This is a genomic window from Sphingomonas sp. Tas61C01 (assembly GCF_052567495.1).
In genome coordinates this window covers 639,474-654,124 of the sequence record NZ_CP199583.1, presented here as the reverse complement: position 1 = coordinate 654,124, position 14,651 = coordinate 639,474, and the positions used below count along the sequence as shown (strand labels likewise).

The 14,651-nt window shown below is 66.2% G+C and carries 12 protein-coding genes; 8 read left to right on the top strand and 4 right to left on the bottom strand.

Annotated features, from left to right (window positions below):
- The first annotated feature begins 44 nt into the window (after positions 1-44).
- The 8 genes from ACT009_RS03000 to ACT009_RS02965 are packed head-to-tail and all read left to right on the top strand — an operon-like array spanning position 45 to position 7,723.
- Positions 45-1,088, top strand: coding sequence for a lytic murein transglycosylase (locus ACT009_RS03000; RefSeq protein WP_445192906.1), 1,044 nt, complete (start codon positions 45-47; stop codon positions 1,086-1,088).
- Positions 1,072-1,803 carry a septal ring lytic transglycosylase RlpA family protein gene (locus tag ACT009_RS02995; protein ID WP_445192905.1) on the top strand — a complete coding sequence of 244 codons (732 nt, stop codon included), beginning with the start codon at positions 1,072-1,074 and terminating at the stop codon, positions 1,801-1,803. The genes ACT009_RS03000 and ACT009_RS02995 overlap by 17 nt, the downstream gene beginning before the upstream one ends.
- Before the next feature lie 56 nt (positions 1,804-1,859).
- Positions 1,860-3,023, top strand: a complete 1,164-nt coding sequence (locus ACT009_RS02990) for a D-alanyl-D-alanine carboxypeptidase family protein (RefSeq protein ID WP_445192904.1) — start codon at positions 1,860-1,862, stop codon at positions 3,021-3,023.
- A 16-nt stretch (positions 3,024-3,039) separates the two neighbouring features.
- Positions 3,040-4,014, top strand: coding sequence for a DNA polymerase III subunit delta' (locus ACT009_RS02985; RefSeq protein ID WP_445192903.1), 975 nt, complete (start codon positions 3,040-3,042; stop codon positions 4,012-4,014).
- Between the two features lie 37 nt (positions 4,015-4,051).
- Positions 4,052-5,602, top strand: a complete 1,551-nt coding sequence (gene metG, locus ACT009_RS02980) for a methionine--tRNA ligase (protein WP_445192902.1) — start codon at positions 4,052-4,054, stop codon at positions 5,600-5,602.
- Complete coding sequence (locus ACT009_RS02975; protein WP_445193992.1) at positions 5,602-6,378, top strand: TatD family hydrolase; 777 nt, start codon at positions 5,602-5,604, stop codon at positions 6,376-6,378. Before metG ends, ACT009_RS02975 begins: the two co-directional genes overlap by 1 nt.
- Positions 6,375-7,139, top strand: a complete 765-nt coding sequence (locus ACT009_RS02970; protein ID WP_445192901.1) for an MBL fold metallo-hydrolase — start codon at positions 6,375-6,377, stop codon at positions 7,137-7,139. The genes ACT009_RS02975 and ACT009_RS02970 overlap by 4 nt, the downstream gene beginning before the upstream one ends.
- Positions 7,136-7,723 carry a retropepsin-like aspartic protease family protein gene (locus tag ACT009_RS02965; protein WP_445192900.1) on the top strand — a complete coding sequence of 196 codons (588 nt, stop codon included), beginning with the start codon at positions 7,136-7,138 and terminating at the stop codon, positions 7,721-7,723. The genes ACT009_RS02970 and ACT009_RS02965 overlap by 4 nt, the downstream gene beginning before the upstream one ends.
- 128 nt (positions 7,724-7,851) lie before the next feature.
- On the opposite strand, the gene ACT009_RS02960 is transcribed toward ACT009_RS02965, so the two are convergent.
- From ACT009_RS02960 to ACT009_RS02945, 4 genes are all read right to left on the bottom strand, one after another.
- Positions 7,852-9,399, bottom strand: coding sequence for an alpha-L-fucosidase (locus ACT009_RS02960; RefSeq protein ID WP_445192899.1), 1,548 nt, complete (start codon positions 9,397-9,399; stop codon positions 7,852-7,854).
- A gap of 24 nt (positions 9,400-9,423) precedes the next feature.
- Positions 9,424-10,845: a family 43 glycosylhydrolase gene (locus ACT009_RS02955; protein ID WP_445192898.1), complete on the bottom strand. Its 1,422-nt coding sequence runs from the start codon at positions 10,843-10,845 to the stop codon at positions 9,424-9,426.
- A 31-nt stretch (positions 10,846-10,876) separates the two neighbouring features.
- Positions 10,877-11,860: an arabinan endo-1,5-alpha-L-arabinosidase gene (locus ACT009_RS02950; protein ID WP_445193991.1), complete on the bottom strand. Its 984-nt coding sequence runs from the start codon at positions 11,858-11,860 to the stop codon at positions 10,877-10,879.
- A gap of 84 nt (positions 11,861-11,944) precedes the next feature.
- The gene (locus ACT009_RS02945) at positions 11,945-14,638 is read right to left on the bottom strand and encodes a TonB-dependent receptor (RefSeq protein WP_445192897.1); all 2,694 of its coding nucleotides are present in this window, start codon (positions 14,636-14,638) and stop codon (positions 11,945-11,947) included.
- Between the last annotated feature and the right edge of the window lie 13 nt (positions 14,639-14,651).

Sequence of the window (14,651 nt, the reverse complement as noted above, 5' to 3'; positions counted from 1 at the left end):
ACGTTCGCTGTGCCACTGTCGGCCGCAGTAGAGGGGCAGCTTAGATGATGACGCAGGGAGCCGGCTGGTGGCGCCGCGCGGTGGCGCTTACACTGGCGGTGGTCGCGACGCCGGCCGCCGCGCAGGACGATGCGGCATTCCAGACCTATCTGGCGACGCTCCGCCAGCAGGCGGTCGCGCAGGGCGTGACCGCGCGTACCGCCGACGCGGTGTTTCCGACGCTGACGCTCAACCAGCGGGTGATCGATCTCGATCGCGGGCAGCCCGGCGGCGGCGCCAACACCGGCCAAGCGGTGTCGAGCCCGCCCTTCGCCCCCTACAAGGCACAGCATGTCGATGCCGCGCGGATCGCGCGCGGGCGGCAGGCCTATCAGGCGCAGCGCTCACGGTTGCAGAGCATCGAGCGCGAGACCGGGGTGCCGGAGGCGATCATGGTCGCGATCTGGGGGCACGAGACCAATTACGGCGCCTATACCGGCAATTTCGACCTGCTGCGCTCGCTCGCCAGCCTTGCGTACGAAGGGCGGCGGCGGGAGCTGTTCGCGGGCGAGTTCATCGCCGGGCTGAAGATGCTCGACCGCGGCGTCACCCGCGATCAGCTGAAGGGCAGCTGGGCGGGGGCGACCGGCAACCCGCAATTTCTGCCCTCGATCTACCTGCGGCTGGCGCGCGACGGCGACGGGGACGGCCGTGCCGACATCTGGAACAGCGAGGCGGACACGCTCGCGTCGATCGCCAACTATTTCACCGACGCCGGCTGGCGTCCCGGCCAGCCCTGGGGCGTCGCGGTGACGGTACCGGCGGGGCTCGACCGCGATGGGATCACCAACAAGCTGGTGTCGCCGCGCTGCCCGAGGGTGTTCGCGCGGCACAGCCGCTGGCGGACGATCGCGGAATGGCGCGCGCTGGGGATCTCGCCGCAGGGGCGCTGGCCCGCGGACGACGTGCAAGCGACGTTGATCGAGCCCGACGGCCCCGGCGCCACAGCCTATCTGCTGACCGGCAACTACCGCGTCATCCTCGATTACAATTGCTCTAATTTTTACGCTTTGTCGGTAGGGCTGCTCGCCGATGCCGTCGAAAGCTGAAGCCCTCTTCGCCGCGTTGCTGCTCGCCGCCTGCACCGGCGGCAACGGCCGCGCGGTCGCCGCGCCCGCGGGCGCGTTCGTCGCCTATGACGCGAGTGGCCTCGCCAGCTGGTATGGTGACGAGCTTGCGGGCAGCCGCACCGCATCGGGCGCGCGGTTCGATCCCGCGGGCGTGACGGCGGCGCATAGGTCGCTGCCACTTGGATCGTTCGTCGAGGTCACCTCGGCTGCCACCGGGCGATCGATCATCGTCCTGATCAACGATCGCGGACCCGGTCGAAAGGACCGGCTGATCGATCTTTCGCGCGGTGCGGCGCAGCAGCTCGGCTTCGGCGGGCGCTCGACCGCCAGCGTCCGCGTCCGCGCGGTGACGCCGTCGCCCGAGATCGCACGCGCGTTGCGGGCAGGGCGATCCGCCGCGGCGACCAGCGAGGCCCGCGTCGAGCGGGTCCTCAGCGACGATCTCCACCTGCTAACGCCGCGCGCCCTTCCGGCAATCGGCGAGAACCGCGCCTACTTCGTTCAAATAGCGACCTTTTCGAACAAGGAACGTGCCGAATCGCTAGCGCGCGCCGCCGGTGCGACGGTCTCCGCTGCGGGCAATCTGTGGCGCGTGCGGATCGGTCCGCTGGTCGGTGCGAAAGCGGTGCAACGCGCGCGTGACGCGGTCGCGAACCGGGGCTATGGCGACGCCAGGATCCTACCCGCGGACTGATCGTCCGCCACATTCTAGCCCGCGGACCGAGGTCCGCCACAGTCTGGACGTTGATGATGAAGAAGCTGATCGTCGCCCCGCTTGCCGTCTCGTTGCTGGTCTATCCATCGATGGCCGCGGCGCCGCAGTTCCAGACCAACGCCCCGATCGCGTATATGGAGGATCTCTCGTCGGGCGCGGTGCTGTTCCAGCGCGACGCCGAGCGCCGCATGCCCCCCGCGTCGATGGCGAAGATGATGACGGTCTACGTCGCGTTCGACATGATCAAGAAGGGCGAGCTGAAGCTCAACCAGATGATCACCGTGCGTCCGGAGACCTGGGCGAAATGGCACGGCCCGGCAGCGGGTTCGACGATGTTCCTGTCCGCGGGCGAGAGCGTCAGCGTCGCCAATCTGCTCTACGGGATCGTCACCCTGTCGGGCAACGACGCCTGCGTCGTGCTTGCAGAGGGCATCTCGGGATCCGAAGAGGCGTTCGCCGAGCGGATGAACCGCGTCGCGGGCGAAATCGGGCTGAAGAACAGCCATTTCGGTAATTCCAACGGTTGGCCCGACAATGGCGTCACCTATGTCACCGCGCACGATCTGGCCGATCTTGCCGGCGCGACGATCACCAATCATCCCAAGCTCTACAAGCAATTCTATTCGCGGCGCGATTTCACCTGGGGCAAGACAATGGGCGGCAGCGCCATCACCCAGGCGAACCGCGATCCGCTGCTCGGCCGCGTCGCCGGCGCCGACGGGCTGAAGACCGGGCACACCGACGAGGCGGGCTATGGCTTCACAGGATCGGCGGAGCAGAACGGCCGGCGGCTGGTGATGGTTGTCGCAGGGTTGTCGAGCTTCAACCAGCGGATCGAGGAATCGGTGCGCTTCATGGATTGGGGCTTTCGCGCGTGGCAGGCCAAGCCGATCGTCGCAAAGGGCAAGCTCGTTGAGACCGCAGCGGTGCAGTTGGGAGACTCCAGCACGGTCGGTCTCGTCGCGCCCAAGGCGCTGACGGTCGCGCTGCCCGCCGGTGCCACCCCGGTGCTCCGCGCCAAGGTGGTCTATGATGGCCCGATCAAGGCGCCGATCAAGGCTGGACAGCACATTGCCGACCTGGTCGTGACCTCGGCGGACATGCCCGAACAGCGGCTGCCGCTGGTCGCCGACAAGGACGTCGGCGTGGCGGGTTTCTTCGGTCGTGCCTGGGCCGGCCTGACCTCGATCTTCGGGTGATGCGCCGGGTGACGCGATGACGTCACTGATCGGCAACACCGCCGCACAGGCCGCGTTCGGCGCGGCGATGCAAGGCAGGTCGCTGCATCACGCCTGGCTGCTGGTCGGTCCGGAGGGCGTCGGCAAGGCGAGCTTCGCGCGCGCCGCGGCGTTGCGCATGCTCGCCGAGGGCGCCTTTCCGGGCGGCTTGGCGCCGGGTGCCGAGGTGCCGACCGGGCATCCGACGCGCGCGCTGGTCGACGCGGGGTCGCACCCCGACTTCAAGACGCTGGCGCGCCTGCCCAAGGATTCGGACAAGCCCGACCAGGATCTCGCACGCAGCATCACGATCGCGCAGGTCCGCAGCCTGCAGCCGATGTTCGCGACGATGCCGTCGATGAGCGCGCGGCGGGTGGTGGTGATCGACGCCGCCGACGATCTCGAGCGCGGCGGGGCCAATGCGCTGCTGAAGAACCTCGAGGAACCGCCTGCAGGCACGATCTTCCTGCTGGTGAGCCACGCGCCCGGACGGCTGCTGCCGACGATCCGCTCGCGCTGCCGGCTGTTGCGGTTCGAGGCGCTGGCGGAGGATCAGGTCGCGAGCGTGTTGCACGGCCAATTGCCCGCTGCGGCGCCCGAAGACATCGCCGCGTTGGCCCGGACCGCCGACGGCGCGCCGGGTCGCGCGTTGCGTCATGCCGGGCTGGACGTGCTCGGCATGCAGCGCGCGCTGACCACGATCGCCACGAGCGGCGATCCCGACAATCGCGAGCGGGTGAAGCTGGCGCGGGCGCTCGCGGGCAAGGCTGCGGCACCTCGCTACGCCGCCTTCCTCGATCTCGCACCGTCGTTCATCGCCCGCGCTGCGCGGGCGCGGAGCGGGCCGCCGCTGAAGGTCGCGCTCGACGCGCATGCCGCGGCGCGCGATCTCGCCGGCGCGGCGCTCGGGCTTTCGCTCGATCCACAGGCGACGGTGTTCGAGATGGCAGGGATGGTCGCGCGGCTTCGATAGGCTTCACCTCGCCGAGGCGATCGACTACGAGCCGGGCATGGCCGAACCCTATTACATCACGACCGCGATTCACTATCCCAACGGGCGCCCGCATATCGGCCACGCCTATGAGATGATCGCAGCCGACGCGATCGCGCGTTTCCAGCGCCAGGCCGGGCGCGACGTGCTGTTCCAGACCGGCACCGACGAACACGGGCTGAAGATGGCGCAAGCGGCGCGCGACCGCGGTGTGCCCGTTCGCGCGTTCGCCGACGAGATGTCGTCGCATTTCAGCAGCATGGCCGATCGTCTTGGCATCTCCTACGATCGGTTCATCCGCACCGTCGATGACGATCACTATGCCGCGAGCAAGGCGATCTGGCAGGCGATGGCGGATGCGGGCGACCTGTACCTCGATCGTTACGAGGGCTGGTACTCGGTCCGCGATGAAGCCTTTTACGACGAGGCCGAGCTGACCGGGGAAGGGGATGATCGCCGCTCTCCGCAGGGCACGCCGGTGGAATGGACGGCGGAGGAGACCTGGTTCTTCCGGCTTTCCAAATACCAGCAGCCGCTGCTCGATTACTACGCCGCCAATCCCGACTTCATCCGCCCCGACAGCCGCCGCAACGAGGTGCTCCGCTTCGTCGAGGGTGGTTTGTCCGACCTGTCGGTATCGCGCACCAGCTTCGACTGGGGCGTACCGGTGCCGGGCAGCCCCGGTCATGTCATGTATGTCTGGGTCGACGCGTTGACCAACTACATCACCGGCACCGGCTATCCCGATGCGGGGGCGGAAGGCGCGCGCCACTGGCCGGCCGATCTGCACCTGATCGGCAAGGATATCGTGCGTTTTCACGCGGTTTACTGGCCAGCTTTCCTGATGTCAGCGAGGATTGCTCTGCCGAAAAGCGTGTTCGGGCACGGCTTCCTGCTCAGCCGCGGCGAGAAGATGTCCAAGTCGGTCGGCAACGTCGTCGATCCGATCGCGCTCGCCGATGCCTTCGGGGTCGATGCGCTGCGCTATTTCTTCCTGCGCGAAGTGAGCTTCGGACAGGACGGCTCCTATTCGCCCGAGGCGATCGTCACCCGCGTCAACGCCGAACTCGCCAACAGCTTCGGCAACCTGGCCCAACGCACCTTGTCGTTCATCGCCAAGAATCTGGAAGGCGCGTTTCCCGACGCGGGAGAGGCGGCGGACGCCGACGCCTTGTTGATCGAGGAGGTCGTCGTCGCCTGTGCGGGGCTCAACACCGCGTTCGCCGATCTGATGCTGTCGCAGGGGATCGAGGCGTGGATGCGCGGTGTCTTCGCCTGCAACCAATATATCGATGCGCAGGCGCCCTGGGCGCTCCGGAAGACCGATCCCGCTCGCATGCACGCGGTGTTGCGGACGCTGGTACGCGCGATCCGCATGCTCGCGATTGCGATCCTCCCGGTCGTGCCGGAGGCGGCGGGCAAGGTGCTCGACCAGATCGGCGCCGACGAGCGCGATCATGCCGCGATCGACGACGATGGATGGTACGACCGGGTCGCCGCGTCGGGGTTCAGGATTGCGCCGCCGACCCCGATCTTCCCGCGACTGGAGATGCCGGCGGAGGTGGCGTGATGCTCGCCGACAGCCATTGCCACCTCAACTACAAGGGCGTGTTCGAACAGCAGGGCGAGATCCTCGCGCGCGCTCGGGCAAGCGGGGTCGGCGCGATGCTCAACATCTCGACCCGCGAAAGCGAATGGGACGCGGTGGTGGCGACCGCCGAGCGCGAGCCAGACGTCTGGGCGGCGATCGGCATTCACCCTCACGATGCCGACGCACATGCCGATCTCGGCACAGCAACGCTTGTCGAGCGGGCGTCACACCCGCGCGTCGTCGCGATCGGCGAGAGCGGGCTCGACTATCATTACGACCGGTCGGATCGCGAGCGCCAGCAGGCCAATTTCCGTACCCATCTTGCCGCCTGTCGCGAGACCGGCCTGCCGATTATCGTCCACACCCGCGATGCCGAGGCGGACACGCTGGCGATCCTGGCCGACGAACTGGGGAAGGGGGCCTATCGCGGGGTGATCCACTGCTTCACCGCCAGTGGAGACTTCGCGGATCAGGCGCTCGCGATGGGATTTTACATCTCTATCTCGGGCATCGTCACCTTCAAGAACGCCCGCGAGATCCAGGAGACCGCCGCCCGCATCCCGGCGGATCGGCTATTGATCGAGACCGACGCGCCGTTCCTCGCTCCCGTTCCCCACCGCGGCAAGTCTGGCGAGCCCGCCTATGTCGCGGACACGGCGCGCTTCCTTGCCGGCCTGCGCGGGGTGAGCGCGGAGGAGCTGGCCGAAACCACCGCCGCCAATTTCTTCACGCTGTTCGGAAAAGCCAAAGGGTGAGGGTCCGTATCCTCGGTTCCGGAACCTCGTCGGGCGTCCCGCGGATCGGCAACGACTGGGGCGTCTGCGATCCCGCCGAACCGCGCAATCGCCGCTTGCGATCATCGATCCTGGTCGAACATGGCGATACCCGGATCCTGATCGACACCAGTCCGGACATGCGCGAGCAATTGCTCGCCGCCAACGTCGCCGCGCTCGACGCAGTGATCTGGACCCATGATCATGCCGACCACTGCCACGGGATCGACGACCTGCGGCAGGTGTTCCACGCGATCGGCCGGCCGGTGGTCGGCTATGCGCGGCCTGCGACGCTAGCGGTGTTGGAGGAGCGCTTCACTTATGCATTTCGCGGGCGCAGCGGCTATCCCTCGACCGTCGCGGCGTCGATCCTGCCGGACCGGACTACGATTGGCGGCATCGACATCACCGTCGTCGATCAGCCGCACGGATCGATCCTGTCGGCTGGCTTGCGGTTCGATGCGGATGGTGTTTCAATCGGATATGCGACCGATTTCAACATCATGACGGATGATATGGCTGCAACCTATCAAGATCTCGACGTCTGGATCGTCGATGCGTTGCGCGAGGCACCGCACCCGACGCATCCCGACCTTGCGACCGCGCTCGGCTGGATCGAGGCGCTTCGCCCGAAACAGGCCGCGCTGGTTCATATGGATCACAGCATGGATTATGAGTCGCTGCGTCGCATCCTGCCCGCCGGTGTCGAGCCCGGTTACGACGGCATGGTCTTGCCGCAATGAGCGCCGACCGTAGCGCCGACGCGCTGCTGTTCGTGCTGCTGCTGATCCTGCCGCTGTCGGCCCTGATCGCGCGGCGGGTTCCGCTTAAGCGCACCGGTGCCATGGCGCTTGCGTGGGCTGCGATCTTTGCGGTCGGGCTGCTGATTGCGAGCCAGCGCCACCGCTTCGTGGGTATTACGAGCCTGTTCAGCGACCAGCAGGTCGAGGGCGCCGAGACCCGTATCGCGATGGCGGAGGACGGGCATTTCTGGGCCGAGGTGACGATCAACGGCGTTCGGCGGCGAATGTTGATCGACAGCGGCGCAACCACAACGGCCTTGTCCGCGGCAACCGCGGCCGCCGCCAAGCTCGATATGGAGCAGAGTCCGTTTCCGGCGATCCTTAACACCGCGAACGGCTCCATCGCCGCCCGAACCGCAACCGTCGCGGTCCTGACCGTGGGTAATGTCACTGCGCGCGACTTCGGCGTCGTCGTGTCGCCGGCGTTCGGCGACACCGACGTGCTGGGGATGAACTTCCTGTCGCGTCTGCAATCGTGGCGCGTCGAGGGGCAGACGCTGGTGCTGGTGCCGAACGGGACATAGATTTTACATAATGTGGATTATCGGCTTTTTCGATATGTTCTGGGGCTTTGTCGGCACGTTCGGGCACCTGCCCCTGCAAACGTCAGATCGGCCGACCCAGCCTGAACTACGACGGCGCAGTCTGCTCTCTAGAACTCGATCCTAAACGCACAGGCCGACCGCGGCACCGATACATCCAGCTCGATTCGTAACGCGCCATCGGTCTGCGCGAACCTCGACGCCGCAGACGCACCCAGCATCCGCACCCGACGTACCGGCCGCCGCTCATGCCCGGCATTGCGCCCGAGCGCCTCGATCACCACCGCGCCATCCGGTGTCGCCAACGTGATCGCATATACCACATCCGCCTTCGTCGTGAACCGGATGTCCTGCGCGGTGTAGCCGGCGCTTTCCTTGAAAGCGCCGGCCGCGACTTGCGTCGGTCCTTCGCCGAACACCTTCCACGGCCGCGTGCCATGGATCGCCTCACCGTTGACCGCCATCCACCCCGTCATCTCGGCAAGGAATTTCCGCGATTCCGGCGGCAGCGCGCCGTCGGGATATTGCACGACGTTGATCAGCAGATTGCCGTTCTTGCTGACCACGTCGGCGAGCATCGCGATCACCTCGCCGGTGGCCTTGTAGGTGTATCCGTCGCTATAGAACCAGTCGCCGATCGAGGTGTCGGTCTGCCACGGCAGCGGGTTGATGCCGCTGAATACCCCGCGCTCGACATCCTCGACCCCGGCCTCCTTGTAGAACTCACCGGTGCCGAGATCCTTGTACGCGTAGACCGCTTCAAGCCTGCCGCCGTGTCGCGCGCGGTTTGCGTTATAGAAATTGGCGAGCATTGTCCGCCCGACCACCCCGAACGGCAGGCCGCCATCGGTGTAGAGATAATCGGGCTGATAGTTGTCGAGCAGATCGGTGATGCGGTCGAACCAGCGCTGGTGCCACGCGGGATCGTTGGCGTACCAGGAGCGACCCCAGCGGAACGGCTCGTCATGCGCCGGGTGATAGAGCGCGGCATAGGCCGGGTCGGCACCGTCATAGGCGACCCCGCCGAGCGGAGCGACCTGATCATATTGGTGGCTGGTGACGAACCACGCGTAGCTCGGCCCGAGATGTTCGGACACGCCGAACCGCAGCCCGCGCTTGCGCGCCGCGGTTCGCCAGGCGCCGACGATGTCGCGCTTCGGCCCCATCGCGACCGCGTTCCAGCGATGATGCTTCGAATTCCAAAGATCGAAATTGTCGTGGTGCACGCCCATCGTGACGAAATACTTTACCCCCGCCCCGGCATAGAGCGACATCAGCGCATCGGGGTCGAACTGTTCCGCTTTCCATAGCGGTATCAAATCTTTGTAGCCATGTTTGGAGGGATGACCGTAGGTCTTCAGATGATGGTCGTAATGGGGATGGCCATAAATATACATGTTCCGCGCATACCAGTCGCCCTGCCGCGGCACAGATTGCGGGCCCCAATGCGACCAGATTCCGAATTTTGCATCCCTGAACCAGTCGGGAGTCGAATAGGTCTTGAGCGAGGCCGGTGTCGGCTGGAACGGCCCCGCCGTGGTCGACAACCGGTAGTCGACCAGTGCCGGTGCGGCGGGGAATGTCGCCTTCGCGGTGCCAGCAGCAAGCGGCAGAACGAGAGAGGCACCGAGTAACGAACGTCTGCTCTGGTCGATCATCGTGCCTACCCTTCCCCTACCCGCTCAGCTCAACATGAAACTCGCATCCTGCAAGCCCCGCGCGATGCGCACTTCGTCGCCTGCCGCCTGGAGGTACAGGCCACCCGCGCCGACCAGCCGAAACGCCCGGCGATCGCGGCCCTGTTCGACCGGCACGAAGCTGCTGCGTGCCGCGATCCCCGCGCTGCCGTCGTCGCGCGCGAGCACCACCCGCCCGGCGCCGTCGTGGCACAGCCGCTCACCGCGCCGCTCGATCGGTTCGAAGGCGATGCTGCCCCCCTTCCCCGCCACCTGGCGGATCTGGGTCGAGGCAAGCGAGCCGGTACCGATCTCGAACCGGTCGCCGCGCAGGCGAAGGAAGGCGCCGGAACGGTTCGTGGGCGCCATGCGGTACGGCAGCGGGCCGTTGCCAACGGGAATGCCGAAATCGGGTGTGCCGTCCGCATTATAGTAGATCCGCTGGATGCGGGTGTCTCGGTTGGGGTCGAACAGCGGGTCGCCCTTGATCGCCTTGTAGTCGCGGCCGTGATAGACCAGCACGTCGCGGCCGTGTTCATCGACGGTGAAGCTGTTGTGGCCGGGGCCGTAGACGCTGGTCGCTTCCGAACTGACGAACACCGGCTTTGGCGACTTGGTCCAGTTCGATGGCTGCATGATGTCGGCATCGTCAGCGCAGGTCAGCAGCCCCAGGCAATAGCGGTCGTCGGTAGCGCTGGCCGAATAGCTCAGGAACAGTTGGCCGTTGCGCGGCAGCACCGTCGGTCCTTCGGCGACCTTGTACCCGCGCACTTCCCAATCGAGCGTCGGCACGGTCAGCCGCGCGGGCTTGGCCGCCAGCGTGATCGGGGTCTTCAGCGGCGCCAGATAGAGGTTGCTGTTGGTGTCGATCCCCGGCTCCCTCTGCGCCCATAGTAGGTAGCGGACGCCGCGGTGGACGAACGAGGTCGAATCCAGCGTGAAGCTGTCCCACGGCGTCGTCAGCTGGCCGAGCAGCGACCAGCGCCCGGTTATCGGATCGGCATCGTCGCAGACCAGCGCATAGGTGCGGATGCGGAACACGTCCTCGCCGCCGCCGCTCGGCCCGGCAGCGAAATACATGATCCAGCGTCCGTCGATCAGGTGGAGCTCGGGCGCCCAGATGAACCCCGACAGCGGCCCGCTCGACAGGTGCCGCCACAACACGGTCTCGCGCGCGGTGGCGAGACCCGCCAGCGTCCGCGACCGGCGCAGCACCAGTCGGTCGTATTCGGGCACTGACGCGGTCATGTAATAGTTGCCGTCGGTATGGCGGAAAATCTGCGTATCCGCGCGCTGCCGCACCAGCGGGTTGGCCGGAGCGGCGGGCGCCACCCCGTGCCTCACCCGTTGCGCGGTTGCCGCGGTGGCAGCGGCGGCACCGCTCGCGGCGAGGAAGGTGCGGCGCGTCAGCGAAAGCGGGTCGGTCATCTTCTCTCCATTGGTTCGCACCGGTCGCGGCTCATGGCTGCGCGACCGGCCAGCCGTCCTTCGTCCAGCCGAGCCGCTGAATCCGCAGCGTCGGCCGGCCTTTTTCGCTCGCATCGTAGGCGTGATAGACGATGTAGTCGTTCGCGCCGTCATGCAGCACCGCGGCATGCCCGGGGCCGCGCCAACGGTTGGTCGGGTCCAGCCTTGCGTGGAGCACGACCTGCGCATAGCCGTCCATCATCGGCTTGCCGTCATAGTCGAGATAGGGCCCGGCGACCGCCCTGGCGCGGCCGACCACGGTATAGTAGCTGCTATTCGCGCCCCGGCAGCAGAAGTCGTTCGAGGCGAACAGATAATAGAAGTCGCCGTGGCGGACGAGGAAGGGCGCCTCGATCGCGCCCGGCGCCGGTCGCCGGGCGAGCGCGCGGACGGTGTCGTCCCCGGCGAGGCGCTTGCCGGTGGCGGGGTCGATCGCGATCAGCTTCAGCCCCGTCCAGAAGCTGCCGAAGACCAGCCAGCTCTTGCCGTCGGCATCGGTGAAGGCGTTGGGATCGATCGCGTTGTAATCGCCGCCGCGCGGCGAGACGATCACCGGACCCTGATCGGTCCAGCCATAGCCAGGCGCGGCCGGATCTAGGGTCGGCGAGGTGGCGAGCCCGATCGCCGAGTGGTTGCTGCCGAAGGTCGAGACTGAATAATAAAGCCGGTACCGGCCGTTGGCATAGGAGATGTCGGGCGCCCACAGCCCGGTCGTCCCCTTGATCTCGCGCTTCGTCCATTCCGGCATCGCCGCGAACACCGCGCCGCTCTTCGTCCACGTCACGAGGTCCTTGGAGGTGCGGATGTGGATCAGCCCGGGCGGCTGATCCTCCCTGCTCGTGGTGACGAACAGATAATAGGTGTCGCCCTGCTTGATGATCGACGGATCGTGCACCGGGGTGAGATCCCCCGCGAGACGATCGTTTAGCGACGCGGGCGCTTGCGCGGCAATGAAGGCCGGCACCCCGAACAGCATCAGGCCCGATAGCAACGCCGCCGATATCCTCACGTCACGCGCCTTTCCCGAAAAAGCGGAGGCGGGAACCCCGCCCCCATCGTGTCAGAACTTGAACCGGACGCCGCCGCCGAAGGTGCGGTCATACTGGCGCGTATCGCGCGGCTCGTAGCTCGTCGTGCCGAAATTGTCGTGGTAGGTCTCGTTGAGCAGGTTGGTCGCATCGACGGTGAGCGTGATGTTGTCGCTGACCGCGTAGCTCGCGGAGAAATCCAGGAACGCGATCGGCTGGACGACGATCTTGCCGCCGGCGAAAGCGTCCGAATAGCTGTCGGTGAACTTGCTCCGCCAGTTATATGCCAGCCGCGCCGAGAAGCCGTATTTCTCGTAGATGCCGACGAGGTTGTACGAATAGCGTGATACCGGGGTGATGTTCTGACGCTGGCCGGGACGCAGCGGATCGTCGACCTTGCCGTCCGACAGCGTGAAGCTCGCCTGCAGACCAAAGCCGCCGAGCGGCCCCGGCAGGAAATCGTAGAACTGGGTATAGGACGCCTCGAGGCCCTTCAGTTCGCCGTTCTTGGTGTTCTGCGGACCGGTGAAGAGATAGTTGCCGGCAACGCCCGCCGAATTTAGCCCCGCGATAGGCGACGAGTAGTTCTGGATATAACCGTCGAGCTTCTTGTAGAAACCGGCCAGCGTCAGCGATCCCGTGGTCGAGAAATACCATTCGGCCGACAGATCGGCGTTGGTCGACTTGACCTGGCGCAGGTCGGGATTGCCCCCTGATTGCGTGCCGATGAAGCCCTGATTGCCGGTAGCCCCTGTCTCCACGGTCGCCACCGCCGGGTTCAGCGACGCATATTGCGGACGCAGGATCGCCTTGCCGACGACGCCGCGGATCAGGAACCGCTCGGTCGGATGGATCTTGAGCGTCAGGCTCGGCAGCAGATCGAGCGTGTTGCGGCTGCTCGAGATCGGCAGCAACTGGGTCGTGCCGTTCGCGGTCAGCACCTCGATCGCGTTCAGATCGGTAGCGGTATTCACCGCGCGCATCCCGAGCGTCCCGTCGATCGGGATGCTCCCGGCATCGAAGCCGAACGCGGTCTGCCCGTAGAAGGCGAATACCCGCTCCTTCAGGCTGAACACCTGCGCCGGATCGAACGGGGGATCCCCTGCCGGCCGGTTCGCCAGCGCCCGCAACGTCGCGATGTTGCTGCGAATGAAATCGCTCGACGCCAGCGCGAACCGGTCGATGCCGACCCGCCCGCCGAGGATGTCGTCATAGGAATTGGTGGTCGCGTTCTGATAGCCCGAGATCGGCACCGAACCGAGCCCGTAGCCGCCTGTAGTGGTGCCGCCGGACGAACCCTTGCGAACCGCCCAGCGCGCGCCGATCTTGAAGTTCTTCAGAAAGCCGCCGTCAAAATCATGCTGGACGTCGGCGTGCGCGGCATATTGCGTGCTGTCCGCCGCGTTGCGATTGTCGAACAAGGTGAAGAGGTTGAGGGCCGCACCGTTGGTAATGTCGTAGCCGTTGAAGTCGACCGCCGGTGTCCGTCCGGCGTTGAAGTTGTAGTCGATCTGCGGCACCGTGAAGGCGGTATCGAGCACGTACTGTCGACTGCGCACCGTGCTCTTGTTGTAGGTGATCTCGGCGGTGATAGTTTCCTTGCCGGGGGTCCAGCGAGTGCCGAAGTTCGCCTGATAGCCGTCGGTCTTCTGGTGGAAGGTCTGCTTGCTGGTGATCGTGAAGTTGTTGCGCGTCGTGATCGTGCCGGCGACCGGGCGATTGCCGGTCTCGCTCGACTGGGCCGATCCGTCCTGCGTCGTGTTCACGGTGACAGTGCCTGCCTTGGGCAGTCCGACGAAGAAGTCGACGTCGTAATCCTGGCGATAACCGGTGAACAGGCCATCGGCGTAGAACTCCAGGTCCGAGGACGGACGCCATTGCAGCGCGACGTTGACCGAGGGGCGGGTGCGGTCACCATCGGTGACCAGCCCGCCGACCGTGTCGGGGATCAGCGTATTGTCGCCGGCCGCCGCATTAAGCGGGTTGAAGCCGAAGTTGAACGCGGTCTGGTCGCGATATCTGCGTTTATTGTACGATCCCGCGATCAGGATGCCGAACTCCTGACCGCTCGCGGTGGTCCAGCGATTGCTGATCAGGCCGCTGCCGACATAGCTCCACTTGTCGCGCTTGTCGGAATAGATCCCGCGCGCGCCGCCCGCGATCTGCAACCCGTCGAAGTCGAACGGCCGGCGCAGGCGGATGTCGATCGTCCCCGACACGCTGCCTTCGATCTGTTCGGGCAGGTTGGTCTTGTAGACGTCTACCCCTGCGACGAGTTCGGCGGGGATGTCCTGTAGCGCGACGCCGCGGCCGGTGCCGGTGAAAGCTTCGCGGCCGTTGATCAGCGTCTCGATATCGGGAAGCCCGCGCACCAGCACGGTGCCAACCTCGCCGCCGCCGCGCGCCACCTGGATACCGGTCACCCGCTGGAGCGCGTCTGAAACTGTATTGTCCGGGAACTTGCCGATGTCCTCGGCAACGATCGAATCGACGACCTGGGCCGAATTGCGCTTGATCGCCTGTGCGCCCTGAAGGCTGGCGCGGACACCGGTGACGACGATATCGTCATCCGCCGGCGCCTGGGTGGTGTCTTCCGCCGCGACGGTGCCTGCGGGGGCGGCAGCCTGATCACCGGTGGCGGCTTGCGCCTGCGCCTGAGTACCGATCCCTGCTGCGAGCGCCCCTGCCGATACGGTCCACAGGATGCGAGTTGCCAGCGTCTTCATGCGTCTTCTCCCC

Bases quoted from the DNA above. Each gene is read 5' to 3' on its own strand.
- ACT009_RS02985 (WP_445192903.1), top strand. From the start codon at position 3,040: ATGACGTCACTGATCGGCAACACCGCCGCACAGGCCGCGTTCGGCGCG.
- ACT009_RS02990 (WP_445192904.1), top strand. From the start codon at position 1,860: ATGAAGAAGCTGATCGTCGCCCCGCTTGCCGTCTCGTTGCTGGTCTAT.
- ACT009_RS02945 (WP_445192897.1), bottom strand. From the start codon at position 14,638: ATGAAGACGCTGGCAACTCGCATCCTGTGGACCGTATCGGCAGGGGCG.
- ACT009_RS03000 (WP_445192906.1), top strand. From the start codon at position 45: ATGATGACGCAGGGAGCCGGCTGGTGGCGCCGCGCGGTGGCGCTTACA.
- ACT009_RS02995 (WP_445192905.1), top strand. From the start codon at position 1,072: ATGCCGTCGAAAGCTGAAGCCCTCTTCGCCGCGTTGCTGCTCGCCGCC.
- ACT009_RS02960 (WP_445192899.1), bottom strand. From the start codon at position 9,399: ATGATCGACCAGAGCAGACGTTCGTTACTCGGTGCCTCTCTCGTTCTG.
- ACT009_RS02965 (WP_445192900.1), top strand. From the start codon at position 7,136: ATGAGCGCCGACCGTAGCGCCGACGCGCTGCTGTTCGTGCTGCTGCTG.
- ACT009_RS02975 (WP_445193992.1), top strand. From the start codon at position 5,602: ATGCTCGCCGACAGCCATTGCCACCTCAACTACAAGGGCGTGTTCGAA.
- ACT009_RS02955 (WP_445192898.1), bottom strand. From the start codon at position 10,845: ATGACCGACCCGCTTTCGCTGACGCGCCGCACCTTCCTCGCCGCGAGC.
- ACT009_RS02950 (WP_445193991.1), bottom strand. From the start codon at position 11,860: ATGCTGTTCGGGGTGCCGGCCTTCATTGCCGCGCAAGCGCCCGCGTCG.
- metG (WP_445192902.1), top strand. From the start codon at position 4,052: ATGGCCGAACCCTATTACATCACGACCGCGATTCACTATCCCAACGGG.